Annotated in this window: 19 protein-coding genes; 16 read left to right on the top strand and 3 right to left on the bottom strand. The window is 41.5% G+C overall.

From position 1 onward, the window contains the following. Nucleotides 1–24: 24 nt before the first annotated feature. From gspD to cysQ, 13 genes are all read left to right on the top strand, one after another. Nucleotides 25–2,124 carry a type II secretion system secretin GspD gene (gspD, locus tag PE36_RS18775; protein ID WP_006033652.1) on the top strand — a complete coding sequence of 700 codons (2,100 nt, stop codon included), beginning with the start codon at nt 25–27 and terminating at the stop codon, nt 2,122–2,124. After that, nucleotides 2,125–3,624 (top strand): type II secretion system ATPase GspE, encoded by a 1,500-nt coding sequence (gene gspE / locus PE36_RS18770; RefSeq protein ID WP_006033651.1) that lies wholly within the window; start codon nt 2,125–2,127, stop codon nt 3,622–3,624. It abuts the gene before it with no gap. Nucleotides 3,625–3,626: 2 nt separating this feature from the next. Beyond that, on the top strand, nt 3,627–4,847 hold the full coding sequence (gspF, locus tag PE36_RS18765; RefSeq protein ID WP_006033650.1) for a type II secretion system inner membrane protein GspF: 1,221 nt from the start codon (nt 3,627–3,629) through the stop codon (nt 4,845–4,847). Nucleotides 4,848–4,872: 25 nt separating this feature from the next. Continuing rightward, on the top strand, nt 4,873–5,307 hold the full coding sequence (gene gspG / locus PE36_RS18760) for a type II secretion system major pseudopilin GspG (RefSeq protein ID WP_006033649.1): 435 nt from the start codon (nt 4,873–4,875) through the stop codon (nt 5,305–5,307). Between the two features lie 118 nt (nt 5,308–5,425). Further along, nucleotides 5,426–6,031: a type II secretion system minor pseudopilin GspH gene (gene gspH, locus PE36_RS18755; RefSeq protein ID WP_006033648.1), complete on the top strand. Its 606-nt coding sequence runs from the start codon at nt 5,426–5,428 to the stop codon at nt 6,029–6,031. Continuing rightward, on the top strand, nt 6,031–6,420 hold the full coding sequence (gene gspI, locus PE36_RS18750; RefSeq protein ID WP_006033647.1) for a type II secretion system minor pseudopilin GspI: 390 nt from the start codon (nt 6,031–6,033) through the stop codon (nt 6,418–6,420). The genes gspH and gspI overlap by 1 nt, the downstream gene beginning before the upstream one ends. 1 nt (nt 6,421) lies before the next feature. Continuing rightward, nucleotides 6,422–7,072, top strand: a complete 651-nt coding sequence (gene gspJ, locus PE36_RS18745) for a type II secretion system minor pseudopilin GspJ (RefSeq protein WP_006033646.1) — start codon at nt 6,422–6,424, stop codon at nt 7,070–7,072. Beyond that, a complete protein-coding gene (gene gspK / locus PE36_RS18740; protein WP_006033645.1) occupies nt 7,072–8,046 on the top strand; it encodes a type II secretion system minor pseudopilin GspK in 975 nt (324 codons plus the stop codon). Before gspJ ends, gspK begins: the two co-directional genes overlap by 1 nt. Beyond that, entirely contained in the window at nt 8,043–9,260 is a 1,218-nt protein-coding gene (gene gspL, locus PE36_RS18735) for a type II secretion system protein GspL (protein ID WP_006033644.1), read from the top strand. Before gspK ends, gspL begins: the two co-directional genes overlap by 4 nt. Continuing rightward, nucleotides 9,257–9,730 (top strand): type II secretion system protein GspM, encoded by a 474-nt coding sequence (gene gspM / locus PE36_RS18730; RefSeq protein ID WP_006033643.1) that lies wholly within the window; start codon nt 9,257–9,259, stop codon nt 9,728–9,730. The genes gspL and gspM overlap by 4 nt, the downstream gene beginning before the upstream one ends. Further along, complete coding sequence (locus tag PE36_RS18725) at nt 9,727–10,482, top strand: type II secretion system protein N (protein ID WP_006033642.1); 756 nt, start codon at nt 9,727–9,729, stop codon at nt 10,480–10,482. Before gspM ends, PE36_RS18725 begins: the two co-directional genes overlap by 4 nt. A 46-nt stretch (nt 10,483–10,528) precedes the next feature. After that, nucleotides 10,529–11,074 carry an ADP compounds hydrolase NudE gene (gene nudE / locus PE36_RS18720; protein ID WP_043994807.1) on the top strand — a complete coding sequence of 182 codons (546 nt, stop codon included), beginning with the start codon at nt 10,529–10,531 and terminating at the stop codon, nt 11,072–11,074. 45 nt (nt 11,075–11,119) lie between these two features. Continuing rightward, nucleotides 11,120–11,926 carry a 3'(2'),5'-bisphosphate nucleotidase CysQ gene (gene cysQ, locus PE36_RS18715; RefSeq protein WP_043994806.1) on the top strand — a complete coding sequence of 269 codons (807 nt, stop codon included), beginning with the start codon at nt 11,120–11,122 and terminating at the stop codon, nt 11,924–11,926. Nucleotides 11,927–12,005: 79 nt separating this feature from the next. Here the strand turns inward: cysQ and PE36_RS18710 are convergent, their stop codons facing one another. Further along, nucleotides 12,006–13,379 carry a sodium-dependent transporter gene (locus PE36_RS18710; protein WP_006033639.1) on the bottom strand — a complete coding sequence of 458 codons (1,374 nt, stop codon included), beginning with the start codon at nt 13,377–13,379 and terminating at the stop codon, nt 12,006–12,008. 329 nt (nt 13,380–13,708) lie between these two features. On the opposite strand from PE36_RS18710, the gene fabR reads away from it, so the two are divergent. Together fabR and PE36_RS18700 are read left to right on the top strand one after the other, a co-directional pair. Further along, nucleotides 13,709–14,329, top strand: coding sequence for an HTH-type transcriptional repressor FabR (fabR, locus tag PE36_RS18705; protein WP_006033638.1), 621 nt, complete (start codon nt 13,709–13,711; stop codon nt 14,327–14,329). Nucleotides 14,330–14,351: 22 nt separating this feature from the next. Continuing rightward, nucleotides 14,352–14,714 carry a DUF1422 family protein gene (locus tag PE36_RS18700; RefSeq protein ID WP_006033637.1) on the top strand — a complete coding sequence of 121 codons (363 nt, stop codon included), beginning with the start codon at nt 14,352–14,354 and terminating at the stop codon, nt 14,712–14,714. A 196-nt stretch (nt 14,715–14,910) separates the two neighbouring features. Here PE36_RS18700 and PE36_RS18695 read toward each other — a convergent pair whose 3' ends face one another. Both PE36_RS18695 and trmA read right to left on the bottom strand, forming a co-directional pair. Next, nucleotides 14,911–15,681, bottom strand: a complete 771-nt coding sequence (locus PE36_RS18695; RefSeq protein WP_006033636.1) for a DUF5020 family protein — start codon at nt 15,679–15,681, stop codon at nt 14,911–14,913. Between the two features lie 259 nt (nt 15,682–15,940). After that, on the bottom strand, nt 15,941–17,038 hold the full coding sequence (gene trmA, locus PE36_RS18690) for a tRNA (uridine(54)-C5)-methyltransferase TrmA (RefSeq protein WP_006033635.1): 1,098 nt from the start codon (nt 17,036–17,038) through the stop codon (nt 15,941–15,943). A 415-nt stretch (nt 17,039–17,453) separates the two neighbouring features. Here trmA and PE36_RS18685 point away from each other — a divergent pair. Beyond that, nucleotides 17,454–18,728: TonB-dependent receptor domain-containing protein (locus PE36_RS18685; RefSeq protein ID WP_006033634.1), on the top strand; the 1,275-nt coding region annotated here is incomplete at its 3' end.

Here is an 18,728-nt window from a genome sequence, read left to right as displayed (position 1 = left end):
AATTTTAGGTAGCTAAGGATAAAGATGAACCTTAATAATGTTGGAAAAAAATTAACAAGCTTATCTGCAGGTATACTGCTGGGCTTGAGTGGTATGGCCATGGCTGCCGACTATTCTGCGAGTTTTAAAGGCACAGATATTAATGAATTTATTAATGTCGTGGGTAAAAACTTAAATAAAACCGTGATTATTGATCCAAGTGTACGTGGCAAGGTCAATGTGCGCAGTTATGATCTGCTAAATGAAGAGCAGTATTATCAGTTTTTTCTTAATGTATTAGATGTGTATGGCTATGCCGTTGTGAAGATGGACAATGGTGTACTTAAAGTCATTAAAAGCAAAGCCGCGAAGACCTCAAGCATCCCTGTGGTTGACGATCACAATCCTGGTAAGGGTGATGAAATGGTGACGCGTGTGGTACCTGTACATAATGTATCAGTGCGTGAACTGTCGCCGTTATTACGCCAATTAAACGATAATGCCGGTGGCGGTAATGTGGTGCATTATGAACCGTCGAATGTATTAATGCTGACAGGCCGTGCTGCGGTGGTTAATCGTTTAGTTGAAATTGTCCGCCGTGTGGATAAAGCCGGTGATCAAGAAGTCGATATTATTCATCTTAAATATGCATCTGCCAGTGAGATGGTACGGATCATTGATAGCCTAACCAAAGGCAATGGCAAGTCGAAGATACCGAGTATCTTACAGCCTAAAATTGTGGCGGATGACCGTACTAATGCCGTGGTGATCAGTGGCGACCCCAAAGCCCGTCAACGGGTTGCAAGCTTGATCCAAAAATTAGACAGTGAATTAGAAACTACCGGTAATACCCGGGTTATTTATTTGAAATATGCGAATGCCAAAGAAGTCGCTGATGTATTAAAAGGGGTGAGCAACTCGATCACATCGACCAAATCAGGCTCGTCTAAAAGTAAGTCTAAGTCTAATTCCGTTCTCGGGATTGAGGCACATGAAGATACCAATGCCTTGGTGATCACCGCGCAACCAGATGTGATGCGCACTCTGCAACAAGTGATTAATCAACTTGATATCCGCCGCGCGCAAGTCTTAGTTGAAGCGATTATTGTTGAAATTTCGGAAGGCGACGGCATTAACTTTGGCGTTCAATGGTTATCTGAAGCGGGGGGTACTCAATACAATAATGGTACGCAAGTGCCACTAACAACGATTGGCGCGGGTATTTATGATGCGCAAGATACGACAACGACAACAACAGGTACTGATGCTCAAGGTAATCCAACAAGCACGACGTCTACAACCACTGGTGATATTTCCACTTTAGCAGCAGCGTTAAGTGGGGTGAACGGTTTAGCATTAGGGGTAATGAACAGTGCGAAAAGCTTCGGCGCTATAATTCAAGCATCTGCGAATGATTCTAATTCTAACATTCTGGCGACGCCAAGTATCATGACGCTCGATAATCAAGAAGCGTCATTTATCGTCGGTGAAGAAGTGCCGGTGATTACTGGCTCGTCTGCAAGCTCCGGTAACGATAACCCGTTCCAGACCGTAGAGCGTCGGGAAGTGGGAATTAAATTAACAGTCACGCCGCAGATCAATGAAGGTGATGCGGTTCAGCTCACTATTGAGCAAGAAGTTTCACAAGTACTGGGCTCGACCTCAGTGGATGTGACCTTTGCCAAGCGCCAGGTCAATACCACTATTTTAGCCGACAGTGGCCAGACAGTCGTAATTGGTGGTTTACTTGACGAACAAGTGATTGAAAGTGTATCTAAGGTGCCTTGGTTAGGGGATATCCCTTGGATTGGTAACTTGTTTAAGTCAACATCATCAAGTACGAAAAAACGGAATTTGATGATCTTCATCAAGGCCACTATTATTCGCGATAATGCGTCGATTCGTGGCGTGAGTAACCGTAAATATAGCCTAATACGTGCACATCAGCTGTTACGACAAGAAGATGGTGTAGCGTTAATGCCGTATAGCGATGTACCCGTATTACCTAAGTTTAATCAAGAGCGGGTGATTTCGCCGGAACTGCGTAAGTACTTGGAACAGCAAGATAACAAGACGGTACAGTTTGATGTTAGATCAGAGTCAGAAGTGACGGATATTGAATCACAGCAAAATGAGGCTGAGTAGATGAGTACTCAGGACTATGCCGAGGTAAGTGAAAGCGAACGCTTACCTTTTTCGTTCGCCAAAAAATTTGGTGTGGTGTTAAGTGAAGTTGAACAGGGCTGGGTGTTATATCACAAAGCCGATGTCTCCCCGTCGACGGTACTTGAAGTACGCCGTAACCTTGGTCAAGTATTTCAATTGGCGTTGTTAGATGATGAAGCATTTGAATTAAAACTGACCGACGTGTTTCAACGTGACTCATCAGAAGCTCGGCAATTAATGCAGGACATTGGTAATGAAGTGGATTTCTTTACGTTAGCCGAGGAGTTGCCAACCGAAGAAGATTTGTTGGAGTCCGATGATGATGCGCCGATCATTAAACTGATCAATGCCATGCTCAGTGAGGCGATTAAAGAAGGTGCTTCAGATATTCATGTTGAAACATTCGAACGTGCACTGGTGATCCGCTTCCGCATCGACGGGGTATTAAGAGAAATTTTGAAACCGAATCGGAAATTAGCATCTCTGTTAATATCACGGATCAAAGTTATGTCAAAAATGGATATCGCGGAAAAACGAGTTCCCCAAGATGGCCGTATTTCGCTACGAATTGGTGGACGCGGTGTTGACGTGCGTGTATCAACCCTACCATCGAGTTTTGGTGAGCGCGTAGTAATGCGTTTACTCGATAAGAACAACGCTAAATTAGAATTAAAGCATTTGGGGATGACGTTAGATAACCGAAATAAGATGTCGGAACTGATTCATAAACCGCACGGTATTATTTTAGTAACTGGACCTACAGGTTCGGGTAAAAGTACCACCTTATATGCCGCTCTATCGGAAATTAACAGTAGAGATCGTAATATCTTAACAGTAGAAGATCCGGTGGAATATCAACTTGATGGTATTGGTCAAACGCAGGTTAATCCGAAAGTAGATATGACCTTCTCACGTGGTTTACGGGCAATTTTACGTCAAGATCCCGATGTGGTGATGATTGGTGAGATCCGTGACTTAGAAACGGCGCAGATTGCTGTACAAGCCAGTTTAACCGGTCACCTGGTATTATCCACCTTACACACCAATACCGCAGTAGGTGCCGTCACGCGTTTACGTGATATGGGATTAGAGCCCTTCTTATTGTCGTCAAGTATATTGGGTGTACTAGCACAACGATTAGTACGAACGCTGTGTGCTGATTGTCGAGAGGGCGCGCCGCCAACAGAACGCGAACTTGAGCAGCTAGCTTCTAATCGTGTGGCTGACGCGACGATAATTTATCATCCTAAAGGTTGTGAAAACTGTAATCAAACAGGTTACCGTGGTCGAACTGGTATTCATGAATTATTAATTGTCGATGAAGATGTACGAGACATGATCCACAGTGGTGCCGGTGAACAGATTGTCGAGCGGCATATTCGCCCATTCACCCCCAGTATCCGTCAAGATGGCCTCGCTAAAGTACTCGAAGGTGTCACCACCTTAGAAGAAGTACTCCGTGTGACAAGAGAGGGATAAGCATGCCTGCATTTTCTTATTTAGCGATTGATCAAAAAGGTAAAAAGAAAAAAGGGGTGGTGGAAGCCGATGGCCCAAAGCAAGCGCGTAGTTTATTGCGCGAGAAAGGCTTAACCCCCCTAGAAGTGGAAATGTCTGCAGCGGCGGAAAAGAAACAAGCGGCAGGGTTGTTTTCATTTAAACGCGGTATTAGTACGGCGGATATGGCGTTATTAACCCGTCAGTTATCCACATTAATTGCTGCATCCTTACCGCTAGAAGAATCATTAAAAGCGGTGGCAGAACAAAGTGAACAACCGCGTATTCAGAATATGATCTTAGCCGTGCGTAGCCGCGTTGTTGAAGGGCATACATTAGCGGAAAGTTTTGCTGAGTTCCCGCATGCCTTTGACGATTTGTATTGTTCGATGGTGGCATCAGGCGAAAAGTCAGGTCACTTAGACAAAGTACTTAATCGCTTGGCTGATTATACCGAACAGCGTCAAAAAATGGCGAGTCAACTCACACAAGCCATGATCTATCCGGTGATGTTAACGCTGGTGGCTATTGGTGTGGTGTCATTACTGTTAACCAGTGTTGTGCCTAAAGTGGTTGGTCAATTCCAACACATGGGACAAGAGTTACCACAAATCACGCAAATACTGATCGCGTTATCTGATTTTGTCAGTGATTATGGCTTGGCTGTCGTTGTTATTATTGTACTGGCTATTATCGGTGTGAAGCGGCTGTTATTGAAACCGCAGTATCGTTTGGCATTTGATGAACGATTATTAAAAGTACCTGTCATTGGTAAGATAAGTCGTGGTGTCAATACGGCGCGTTTTGCGCGTACGTTAAGTATTTTGAATGCCAGTGCAGTACCGCTACTGGAAAGTATGTCGATTGCAGGGCAGGTATTAACCAATATGCATGCGCGTAAATTAGTGGAAGCCGCGACGAGTCGTGTTCGAGAAGGGACCAGTTTAAGAGCTGCATTAACGGAAACAAAATTATTTCCGCCAATGATGCTGCATATGATCGCCAGTGGTGAACAAAGTGGTGAATTAGGTCCGATGTTAGAGCGCGCGGCTGATAACCAAGATTCGCTGTTTGAAGCGCAAGTTGCGATGGCCTTAGGCATTTTTCAACCCTTGCTGGTGGTGAGTATGTCGTTTGTTGTATTATTTATCGTGATGGCAATTCTTCAACCTATTTTGTCTTTAAACCAGATGGTTGCAGGTTAGATTTTTATTTTAAGTAGAGGATGTTATGAATAATAAAAAACGGAATATGTCAGGTTTCACCCTGTTAGAGATCATGGTTGTGATCGTGATATTAGGGGTTCTTGCATCAATGGTTATCCCTAATTTGTTAGGTAATAAAGAAAAAGCGGATCGTCAAAAAGTAGTATCCGATATCGTCGCGTTAGAAAATGCGATGGATATGTATAAGTTAGACAACAGTCGTTATCCAACAACAGAACAAGGTTTGGATGCATTAGTTGCAGAGCCTGATGTAGATCCTGAACCAAGAGATTACCGTACTGGTGGTTATATCAAACGCCTACCTCAAGACCCTTGGGGTAATGAATACCTGTTAGTTAGCCCCGGTGAAAATGGCCAGGTTGATATTTATTCTATCGGTTTAGATGGTGAAGAAGGTTCTGATGACGACATCGGCAACTGGAACATGCATGAGAAGTAATTAATCGTTTTATTCAGGCACAGGCTATTTTCTGTGCCTTTCTTTATCCACCTTGAACGCAGCCGATGTTAATGCCAATTTTATCTGTATGCATATCAATAACGACCAAAGGTACATAATGCAAGATCGTACTCATCAAGAATCTGGCTTTACACTATTAGAGATAATGTTAGTTATATTCTTAATGGGCATGACTGTGTCAGGTGTCATCATGACGATGAGCAGTGCAGGTCCGGATCAACACCTCAAAAAAGAAGCTGCCCGTTTTATCGGTGTACTAGAACTTGCCGAAGAAGAAGCGTTACTCAGTAGTATTGAGATGGGGATCGTTATTGAAGAGCAGCACTATCAATTTGTGTATTTGGATGACAATGATAAATGGTCAGCATTTAATGACTCTAAGTTTTTTGCTAAGAAAGAATTGCAAGAGGACATGCTGCTTTCTCTGGAGCTTGCCGGATTAACCGCGCAAGGGAGCTTGTTAGGTGATCGTAAGCTGTTTGCTGACGATGATGGTTTGTTTGAGGATAACGGTGGGTTATTTGAAGGGGATGATAAACAAGCACGCATCGAACCCGATATCTTTATTTATTCAAGCGGTGAAATTACTGATTTTACGTTGACGTTTACCTACATAGATGCCGATCTTGGTGATAGTAGTATCAAGGTCCAATTTGATGAATACGGTGACTTAATGATTAATTCGACGATGGATGGATTTTGATGAAACCACGTTCAGGCCACTCAATGTTTATTAAACAAGCGGGTATGACGTTACTCGAAGTCATGGTTGCGATGGCGGTTTTTGCCACAGCAGGTCTGGCCGTGATGAAAGTCGCGACCGAAAATCTCAGCAGCTTGGCCTATTTGGAAGAAAAGACGTTTGCTAGCTGGGTCGCGAGTAATACCTTAACGGAATTAAAAATCGCTAAAACAATACCGGGGAAATCATGGCGCAAAGGTAAGACTGAACTAGCCGGACGAACTTGGTATTGGCGCTACAAAGCTGAAGCGACAGACAGCAGTGACTTTGTGGGGGTCACTGTCGAAGTAGCAACAGATAAGGCATTTGAATCAACCGTTAGTCACTTACTCACTTATGTGGTGCGCTAAGATGACACGACAACCTACCATCAAGCAACGTGGCTTTACGCTGATCGAGATGATGATTGCCATCGCCATCTTTGCACTGCTCAGTCTTGGGGCTTATCAAGTACTACAAGGTGTGTTACGCAGTGATGAGATCTCGAGAGACCGCGGTGATGCACTAAAGCAACTGCAACGGGCTATGGTTATTGTAGAGCGTGATTTTCAACAAATGAATGCCCGTCATAATCGCAGTGATGACGAATTAACGGCAATGCCATTACAAGCTGGAAAATTTATGTTTGACAGCGATGACGATGGTATTGCATTTATACGCAGTGGTTGGCGTAATCCCTTATCACAGCTGCCACGCTCTTCATTACAGCGGGTAATATACCGAGTTAAAGATGCGCATTTAGAGCGGTTAAGTTATGTCTATTTAGACCCTGCTACCGGTGAAGAGCCAAAGAGAAAGTTAATTTTATCCAATGTCGAAGCCATGAACTTTGAGTTTTACCACGAGAATAAATGGGCCGAGACTTGGACCAATAAAACCGCCTTACCTGATGGCGTAAAAGTAACGTTTACATTAAAGCGTTTTGGTGAAATTGAACGTTTATTCTTATTACCTAAAGCCACCGTTGATAATGATAGTAGTAATGAAGAGGACGAAAGCTAATGAGAAAAGCCTCTAAACAGCGCGGAATTGCACTGCTGACCGTGTTACTCATTCTTGCTGTTATGGTGATCATTGCCAGTAATATGTCGTCGCGCTTACAGCTGGAATTACGCCGTACCAGTAACATTATTACGCATCAGCAAGCCTTGTGGTATGCCTATGGTGCTGAAGCCTTGGTTGAGAAAGGCTTAAAGCAAGCATTAAAAGATGATGATACCATCAACTTAGATCAGTACTGGGCTGTTGAGGGCATGGTATACCCGGTTGAGAATGGCCAGATTGGTGGTCAGGTTTTTGATATGCAAGCCTGCTTTAATGTTAATGCTGTGACTGGTGAAGATAAAGAAGGTCAGGCCCCATTAGCCGTACGTCAGTTTCGAAACCTGCTAGAACAGCTAGAATTAGGTGCCTATGAAGCAGAGCAATTGAGTGACGCATTACGTGATTGGATTGACGCTGATACTAACGTGGTGTCGAGTTACGGTGTTGAAGATGCTTATTATGAGTCGCTTGATTATCCCTATCAAGCAGGTAATCAACGATTGCTAAACATCAGTGAATTACGGGCGATAAAAGGGTTTAACCAAGTTATTTACCGCAAGGTTCGCCCTTATCTTTGTGCGTTACCAACGGCTAGCTTAAAGATTAACGTGAATACCATTGCTGTAGATAAGCCGGAAGTATTAGCGGGATTATTTACCGGGAAACTATCATTAGATATCGCTAAAACAATATTGGAGCAACGACCAAGCAGTGGCTGGGGAACAACGGCGGATTTTTGGGCGTTAGCAACATTGAAAGGACTTGAAATGAGTGCGACAGAAAAAAGTGTCGTTGATGTAAAAAGTAGCTATTTTATTGCACTATTACAGGCTGAATTTGCGAGTGCCACCATTAAGGTTGAATCGGTATTTAAAGCTGAAAGCAAAGATGCAGTTTATGTCATTCGTCGACAATTCGGAGGAGCTCAATGAGCGAGCAGTTAGTAGTTAGGCTTGGCAGTGAAAGTCGACAAGCAATACATTGGTTAGTATGGTCAACAGTCGAGCGCGAGATTATTGCGTCCGGTATTTTGACCAGTGCAGAAGATCTGATTGAACTTAAATCACGAGCTGGTGGCCGGCCGATCATCGCATTAGTGCCAAGTTGTGATATCACTTTTAAAAAGGTGGAACTACCAGGACGTAGTAATAAACAATTACTCAATGCACTGCCCTATATGCTAGAACAAGAATTGAGCAGTGATATTGATAAATTACATTTTGCTGTTTTGGATAAAGCCGCGAATACAGTTTCTGTTGCCGTTATTGCACACGACAAGATGCAACAGTGGCAAACTTGGTTAGCAGATGCTGAATTGGTCTGTGAGCAATACATTCCTGATGCTTTAACATTACCTTACAATGAAGCGCACTGGAGTGCGATCGAACTAGATGGACAATGGTTAATTAGGCAGACGCCAACGCAAGGGTTATGTATTGAAAGTGAGTTGTTAACGTTCGTATTAGCCACCACTGAGTACCCAGAAGATGAGGGTGTCAATAACATACCAACAGTGATGAGTTATTCTCCTCTTGATGCTCTTGCGTTAGATAACTGGCAGCAAGGTCAGATTGAACTGCCGATGAAGTTGTGTGCCGAGGGGGCGATTGCCAGTCGCTATAATTTATTACAAGGTCAGTATAAAGTTGTACGTGAAGAAAATGTGGCATTAAAATTATGGCGCGGTACGGCTATCGCTGCCAGCTTGGCCATGGTGATGATATTTGTGAATCAATTTGTCACCTTAAATAAATTAGAGCAACAACAATCGGCGTTAGACAACGAGATTAGGCAAGTGTATAAAACGGTGTTTAAGCCGAAGAAAATGCGTTTGAATACGCGTTTAGTTAAAAAACAAATGCAGAGTCGATTAAATGATTTACGGGGTGGTGGCGATAACTCGGGCTTCTTAGTGATGCTGAGTCAGTTAACTCCGGCCTTTAAACAGTTACCGGGTATTAAGCCTATTTCTGTTCGCTATGATACCAAGCAAGCGACAATACGATTACAAGCAAGTGCAGCAGATTTTCAAGTGTTTGATAAACTTAAATCATCATTATCAACACAATTTGATGTTGCTCAAGGGACGTTAAGTCAGCGAGATGGTCGAGTTCAGGGTACGCTTGATATTAAGGGTAAAAAATGAAGGCATATTGGCAACAATTAGAGCAAAAAGAAAAACAGCTCATTAGTATATTAATCGTTACTTTGGTGCTTGCCTGTGGTTATTGGTTACTTTGGCAACCGTTACAACATGACATTATCAATACCCAGCGAAAAGTGAATGTACAAACGCAAACGCTGGCTGATGTGAAGGTTATTGGGCAAAAGATCATGGACTTACAGGGCGGCAAAGGTAAGCGTTCTGAAGCTGGCGATTTAAACCAATTAGTGAGTCGTAGCGCTGCACGTAATCAGATCGTGATCACGCGTATCCAAGCAAAATCAGATACCCTGCAGATATGGATTGATGATGTTAACTTTAACCAATTCACCGCTTGGTTAGAACGATTAAACAAACAATATGGTATTGAGATCCAAAATATCGATTTGAGTGTTTCGGACGCTAAAGGTATGGTTAAAGTACGTCGATTACAGTTAGGAACAAGACCATGAGAAATAAACTGATAGGACTATGTTTTGTTATCGTTGCTTATGGCTCTTTTTTGGTCGGCACATTACCGGCCACATTGGCATTATCCTATGTACCATTACCCGCTAACGTGATGATAAGTCAAGTTGAAGGTACTGTATGGCAAGGCGAAGCTAAGCGGGTATCTTTCAATAATATTGAGGTTGAAGATGTACGTTGGGATACATCTGTGCTCGCGTTGTTGACAGGGTCGGCGCAAGTCTATGTGGAATTCGGTCGTGGCAAAAATAGTTTACGTGGGCGCGGTGAATTAGGTTATTCAAGTGCAGGCGTTTATGTTCAAGATTTCACGGCTACAGCAAGCTCTGAATGGCTTATCAGCGCAAGTAATGCGCCATTACCGGTAACGACGAAAGGGAACGTTAAGTTAACGATTACAGATATGCAGCAAGGACAACCTTGGTGTGAACAACTCGATGGTCAGTTAAGTTGGTCTAATGCGGCTATCGAGTCATTATTAGGTAACGTTGAAATTGATTCTGCCGTCGCTAACTTAACCTGCGATAATGGTGCCATTGTTGCTAATATCAAACAGAGTTCTAATCAGCTTAAAATATCCGGTATCGCTAAGTTAGAAAATAAAGGCAAATACAGCCTATCTGCAGTACTGGTACCAAGTAATGAATTACCGCAATCAATACGCAGCAATCTACGCTATGTGGGCAAAGAAAATGCCAAGGGCGAGTATAAGATCCATTACGCTGGGCGAATATAATATTGCTATATAACGTATAAGCGTTATGACAAGGATGCAACATAAAATGACACATCAAAAACCTGAAATATTACGCACTAGTATTGTCGCTGAAAGTCGATTATTTAAAGTCGAGTCTGTCGCATTGCGTTTTTCGAATGGCGTTGAGCGTACCTACGAAAGAATGAAGGGTGGTGGTTACGGCGCGGTGATGATGGTACCTATCGATGCTGACGACAATCTTATTTTGATCCGTGAATATGCAGTGGGTACTGAAAACTATGAACTGGGTTTCCCCAAAGGGGCGATCGATAAAGGTGAAACGGCACTGGCCGCCGCGAATCGAGAATTGATGGAAGAGGTTGGTGTTGGTGCTAAAACATTAACCTTACTGAAAGAAGTTAATTTGGCTCCGAGCTATTTCTCTGCGCGGATGCAGATTTATCTCGCACAAGATCTGTATCCGGAATCGTGTGAAGGTGACGAGCCTGAACCACTCGAAATTATAAAGTGGCCACTAGCGAGGGCAAATGAACTTCTTGATAATGATGAGATCACAGAATCTCGTGCTATTTGTGCATTATTACTTGCCCTTAAACAATTAGATAAGTAATACTAAATCATTAAGCAATGGCGAGAATGAAGTAGGAAGTGCGATATGCAAATAATGACCTTAATTCCAGAGTTAAAAAAAATTGCACGCGCCACTGGTGCTGTTATTTATGATATCTATCAGTCGGGCGAGTTTGAGCAAGAAATGAAACTTGATCATACGCCTGTCACCAGTGCTGATATCGCCGCTCACAATTATTTATCAACCCAACTGGCGTTACTGACGCCTGACATTCCAATCTTGTCTGAAGAAGATTGTGATATCGCCATAGCCGAGCGCCAATCGTGGGATACATATTGGTTATTAGATCCGTTAGATGGCACCCAAGAGTTTATCTCTCGCAGTGGTGATTTTGCGACGATCATTGCACTAGTGCACAACAACAAACCTATCTTGGGTATGATTTATGGTCCTAAAGATGATGTCTTATATTGGGCTGTTGATGGTGAAGGCGCATATAAAGAAACCCGAGACGGTGAAGAGAAAATATTCAGTCATACCTGTCCCAAGCCACTAACAAGTTTAAATGTCGTTGTGAGCCGCGTTCAGAACCCTGATAACATTCGTAACCTCGTCGCGGATGATATTGACTTAGAGTTACAATCTCTGGGTTCTGCTAGTTTAAAAGGCTGCTTAGTGGCAGAAGGTAAAGCGGATTGTTATATACGCTTCGGTATTACTGGTGAGTGGGATACAGCGGGTACACAATGTATCGTTGCAGAAGCCGGCGGTGCTATTCTTGATTTGAATTTAAACCCATTATCTTACAATCAGCGTGATACTTTAAAAAATCCAGACTTTATTGTACTCGGAGACCGTAATTTGACATGGTCTGAGATCTTAACGGGTTAAATATATTAGTTTTATAGCGAATATAGAAAAGGTCAGCATATTGCTGACCTTTTTATTATTCATTGAACGGTTTGCTAATCTATTGGAATGATGTGAATACCAGGATAAGTACTAATACTGGACAAACAAACTTCACGTACACAGGCCAGATCTTCCAGAAAATAGAATGCTCTGTTACCCCTTCTTGCTCTCTGATCTCTGCCATTAGGCCTTTACGACTCCAAACCCAACCTGCGAAGACCGCCACACCTAAACTAATAAGTGGCTGTGCGTATTGTGTTGTTAGCGTAATAACAAAACCAAACAGTGTTGAGAAGTTAAAGACAATCACTAAGCTTAGGCTTGTGACGATAGTACCAACGATACAGGCTGCTTTCTTGCGCGTCATTGACGTACGCTCTGTCAGGTAACTTGTTGGTGACTCCATCATGCCAATTGCCGATGTTAATGCCGCCACAAATAATAACGCAAAGAATAGTACGGATACTGGGTATTGTGCTGCGCCCATCGTTGCAAATAATGCCGGTAATACCGTAAATACGAGGGTATCTGAACTCAGTAGGCTGCCGTCAGCTGCGAAGATCTCAACCCCATTATGGGCAGCGACATACATCGCCGGTAGGACCACCATACCTGCAACAAACGCGACAGCGGTATCCATCAAGGTTACTTGCGCGGCTAATTTAGCAATATTTTCTTTTTTGTTTAAGTAAGAGCCGTATACCATCATGCAACCACTGCCTAATGATAGTGAGAAGAATGTTTGACCGAGTGCCGCAATCAGTACGTCACGATCCATAATGCGGCTAAAGTCTGGGATAAGTAATGCCCGTAGTCCTAACTCAGCGCCAGGTTGAGTGACAATATAAAGCATTGCCGCAATCAGCATTAAAAACAGAAGTGGCATTAAACGTTTCGACCATTTTTCGATACCGTCTTGTACACCTTGTTGGATCACTAAGATCGTGAGTATGGCGAATATTACAGTAAATATCACGTTACGTGATAGAGACATATCAACTAACCAGTTAGCGGTTGTTGTTGCCCCCATCATTTCAGCAATCGGTGCCAGCGTGTTACTGATAAACCAGCCCGATAAAATACCATAGAACGAGAAAATAAGTGCGGAGGTAATAATCGCTGCAAGACCAATTGTAATACCGATTAGTTTCACACTTTTGGTCTTGGCAAGTTTACTTAAGGCATTCGCTGGGTTTGTTTGTCCGTGACGACCGATCATCAACTCTGCAATTAGCATCGGATAACCAAGCATAAAGATCAGTACAAGATACACGAGTAAAAAAGCACCACCACCGTTACTGGCTGCTTGAGTTGGAAAGCCCCAAATATTACCAACACCAACAGCAGACCCTGCGGCTGCCATGATGAAACCAAATCTTGAACTAAACTGACCGCGTTTAGCGGTATCTATTGTTGTACTGATGGTCGACATAACTCTCCGTGTAAACTTTAATTTACTATAAGTGTATTTTGTAACTAAATATTTACGGGTAATATGCTATTTTAACGCATTTAAGTCAAACTATACTGCTTGAATTTGAGTTGAAGGTGGGGTTTTACGCTGTTAAACTAGGGTCTTGTGCATTTATGATGCTTATTTAGGTGGCTGTAACCATTTGTTTACGCGCGTCGTTGTTATACTTAGTTATTGTTTATTTTTGATGTGCTAGGTAGGCGAAGTAATAAGTTAGTTACTGATACTGTCGAAAGTAGTATTATAATATCAGTGTTAACAACTTCTTAATAAATGACTTTAAAATTATGACCGGAATTAGAGCCCAGCAAAAAGAAAGAACCCGCCGTTCGCTGATCAATGCGTCATTTCGATTAGTGACTGCGGAACGCAGCTATTCAAATTTGAGCTTACGTGAAGTCGCACGTGAGGCAGGGATCGCTCCTACGTCTTTTTATCGTCATTTTTGCGATATGGAAGAATTAGGGTTAACCATGGTTGATGAAGGTGGTCTGACATTAAGACAACTGATGCGCCAAGCGCGACAACGTATCGAAACCGGTGGGAGTGTAATACAAACATCGGTAGAAACATTTATGGAGTTTGTTGAACAGAATCCAAATATTTTCCGAGTATTGTTACGTGAACGTTCTGGCACTTCCGCTGCGTTCCGTGCCGCTGTCTCACGTGAATTACGTCATTTTAGTCACGAACTTACTGATTATGTTGAGCGCTCAACAAAGTTAAGCCGAGATGAAGCGACGATCCAATCTGAGGCAATGGTCACAATTGTTTTTAATGCGGGTGCAGAATCGCTCGATTTATCGAACGAAGAGCGTCAGGCATTGTCCGAACGTACTATAATGCAGTTGAGAATGATTGCAAAAGGCGCAGCGGTATTAAAAATGACAAGAGGTATTACGCTGTAAACTCTAACATCGAGGTAGCTAAATGACGACAAAGAATCAAGCAGGTTATAAACCATTATATTTTTCTTTTCTAGCTGGTTTATGCGGTAATGCAACGTTTGCAACGTTGACGACAAGTGAGGTTGCCTTCAGTATTTTTCCTCTTATTGCATTAGTGCTGGTGGCTTATAATTGGTATCAGGTTTACATGACGAGCGCAATTGAGAGTCATATAAGTAAATCATCGTTAGGTTTATTTGTGATAGGTGTGCTGACATATACCACGTTTGTACGTATGGAGTATCCAGAACTGGGCAGTAACTTTTTACCTTTAATGTTGGTACTTGGTTTGTCGGTTTGGGTTGCCAAGACGGTTGGTGTATTTGATCGTAAAGCACAAGCGTAATTTCAAATTTATAAAAAGCCTGTTATCAACACTGTTTATTCCTAGATAATACATCGTTGTTAACGGGCTTTTTTCTATTCAGTGTCCGCTGATAAATAAGTATCAACATTATTTAAGGACTAGCCTAGCAATCGAAAAGGTCAATTATATCGAACTGACCTTCAGAGTTCTAAGCGCTAATTTGCCATGATATTATTTAAAAATGGAATTTAGCTAACAGACTAAATGCATTTTCATCATCCATTTCAGCTATGCCGTATTTATTTATCCAGTATGAATATTCAACACCCATTTCTATGTTACCTTTTCCCGCCCCGATTAATTCACCCAAGTCTATTTTCAGTTGTGGGTTAAAGTGGAAATCAGCGTTGTGATCTGATTCTGCTGTTGACCAATCAATAAAACCGTCAAATACCCAACTTGTACTGGCAATTGTAAATGGTAATCCCCAAGTGACAGTTAATTGTAAATCAGCCACGTCGCTATATAGTGTTTGGTTATCGACGTAATAAGTATTTACATTAACATATTGAAATGCTGGAACGGCTAACGCTAAACCTACACCATACAGTTTATTATTTGCACTTACACCACCACCGTATTCATAAGCTCCAGCAAGTAATACGTCTTTAATTGGTCCAAAACTTAAATCACTATTAGTTAAATAAGACAAACTTAAGCGACCACTCAATTCACCGTAAACGTCATCAACACCATCAGTCGACGGACTCTGGTTGTTTGTTATATCGATGAATAGAAATGTATCGCCCCAGTTATGGGCTGACACGTTTTCAATCGTTAATACAGCGGTATCATATTGCACATTTTGACTATTACCGAAATCATAGGCCTCGAAACTTGTCCCATACAGAGCGGAAATACTCGTATCCGTGAAAAATTGCTCTGCTTGAACTCCTGCTGTAGCTAAAATAAGTGAGCTTAAAACAGAGAGTTTTTTAATATTCATAAAATAATCCTTTAAAAATGAAATGTTACAACTTCGTTAGTTCGGGATTATTATTTGCAGGAATTGATGATTTGATCAACAAAGTTACATTATTTTGTGAACATTGATGTGAACAATTTGATCTTGACTGAGGTTTATAGAAAAAAAGTGGCGATCTAGCGGTTTGTTACTATGTTTAAAGGTTTGATGTAATTTATTTATTTTTAATTGATGCGAATAATCCCCTTTTTTATAACGGGGACTATTCATAGTTAGTGTATTATTTTTTGACTAAGTAAACGCCAGACTCAACATGATGGGTATACGGAAATTGGTCGAATAGTGCAAAACGTTCAATAGTATGCGTTTGGCTCAATGCCTCTAGATTGTCACTTAATGTCTCAGGGCTACAAGAAATGTAAACGATATTATCGTACCCTTGCACCATTTTAACTGTGTCAGCATCCAGACCTGCACGTGGAGGGTCGACAAAGATAGTGTTGCAATTGAACGTTGTTAAATCAACGTTTGCAGCCTTAAGGCGATTGAACTCACGCTCACCATTAATTGCAATAGTAAACTCTTCAGCTGATAAGCGTAAGATAGTTAAATTATCTAAGCCATTTTCAGCAATATTGTATTGTGCTGATTGAACCGATGATTTAGATATTTCTGTTGCTAATACTTTTTCGAAGTTTGGCGCAAGTGCGATTGAGAAGTTACCATTACCACAATACAGCTCCAGTAAATCACCGCTACAATTTTTAGTCACGTCTAATGACCACTCAAGCATTTTTTGATTCACGATACCATTTGGTTGTGTGAAGCTATTTTCAACTTGTTTGTATTTTAATTTTTTACCTGCAACGTTAAGTTCTTCCACCACGAACTCACGATCTAATACGACTTTTTGTTTTCTAGCTCGGCCAATAATGTCGATGTTGAAGTGTTCACTTAGTTTTTCTTTTAGTGCTTTTGCTTCAGTGATCCATTCATCACTTAATTGGCGATGGTAGAGCAAGCTGACTAACAGTTCACCGCTTAGTGTGGATAAAAAATCGACTTGGAAAAGTTTGAAGCGTAATAAGTTTGATTTTTTTAGTTCAAAGAGTAATGCAGGCATGATCTCGTTAATCAATTTACTACCAGGCAGGAAATAATCGATTTTAATTTTTTGCTTAGTTTCTTTATCAAACATAATGTAATAAAGATCGTCGCCATCATGCCAAACACGAAATTCCGCACGTAAACGATAGTTTTCAGCTGGAGAATCAAAAACTTCTAGTTCAGGTGGTGAGAATTTTTTAAATATTTCACGCTGACGAGCTGCTTTGTCGTCAAGCTGTGATTGATAGTTATCGGGATGCATTTCGATCATGTGGACTCACCGTAGTTAGATACTAAACAAAAGAGTAGGGATTGTAAGACCCAAATATTGTTTGTCCAGTACATTTTACTTACTAATCCGGCTAGCCTCCTGTAGAGCAAGTTGAAAGAAGGAATCTTTGGCGTTATGAAACCTTGATTAATAATAACAGCATTATCAATATACATTTATTTAGCATGACTCTATAATCCCGCTGCTTATCAAGTCTAGAGTTTTATCTCTTAGCTGATGACATGTTTATTGGAGGAATTCAGTGAGAATCTGAACCTGTCGCGCAACGGTAATGGTGCTTCGCACTTAAGGCCGGTCTCCAATATGGAACCTGAGTAATTAATAAAATAATTAATACTCTATCTAGCTGAACGATTCGGCTTCTTTTTCTACGCGTAAATAGGAAAAATTTACAATGTCTAAAAAACTTTTAGCAACTGCACTCTTGCCGTTTGCTGCTCTTGCCCAAGATCCATCTATTACAAATGAAGAAGTAACTGTTGTTACTGCCAACCGCGTCGAACAAGCCATTTCTGATGTACTTGCACCTGTTACTGTAATCACCCGTGATGATATTGAGTTAAGCATGGCTAAATCCGTACCTGAACTCCTAAGAATGGTACCAGGTATTGATATTGGCCAGTATGGTGGCCGTGGTGGTGTAACTTCTGTTTTCATGCGTGGTTCTGAATCTAAGCATGTCTTAGTACTCATTGATGGTATTCGTTTACCATCGAGTATCACCGCTGGTGTTGATTTCAGTAAGATCCCTGTTAGCCAAATAGAAACAATTGAAGTTGTCCGTGGACCTCGTGGTGCCATTTATGGTTCTGATGCGATTAGTGGTGTGATTAATATTATTACGCGTGGTCAACAAGGTGAGAATATTAAGCAAATATCTGCTGGAATAGGCTCTGATAAGTATTATGAAGCAGATTTATTCTTATCCACAGATTTAACTGACAAACTGCACGTGAATTTTGGGCTCGGTTATGATGATAGTGAAGGTTATAATTCTAAACCAGTAGTAGGGGTTAATGATGGTGATAAACATGGGTTTGAAAACAGAGATGTGTTACTCGGTTTGGATTATAAATTGTCGTCGCAGTTAAATACTTTTATTAATACTCGATACTCACAGAGTACGTCAGAATATGATAAATCTAGTACCGCATCCCAGTGGGGACCGGAAGTCCATTTGAAAAAAGAGCAGTGGCTAGAAACGACATCGGTTATTACCGGTGTTAAATATAGCCGTGATAACTATTTCGGCTCGTTAAGTTATTCATTCGGTGAAAATAAATCATATCAGTATGAAGCGGGTGGCGATTATAATAATGCGAGCAGTACACTTTTTACTAAGCAACATAATGTCAGCTTTATCAATTCATTTGTATTATCGGATTCATTATTATTAAACACTGGTTTAGACTGGCGCGATGATCAAGTTGAAGATGATGGTGAAAAAGTTGAAGGTGTAGTCTCTCGCTATAATACCGGCGTATTCACAACGGCAGTTTATGAGATATCTTCAGTTACCATTGATGGCTCGATTCGTTTCGATGATAATGAAGCATTTGGCGGGAATACAACGTGGGGTTTAGCTGCTGGTTGGGAATTTGTTGAAAACTACAGAATGATAGCTTCAGCCGGCACATCATTTAAAGCTCCCTCTATGTACGACTTATAT

It is taken from the genome of Moritella sp. PE36 (genome assembly GCF_000170855.1).
GTDB lineage: Bacteria > Pseudomonadota > Gammaproteobacteria > Enterobacterales > Moritellaceae > Moritella.
The sequence above is the reverse complement of the archived record's forward strand: the minus strand, read 5'-3'. Positions and strand labels throughout refer to the sequence as shown.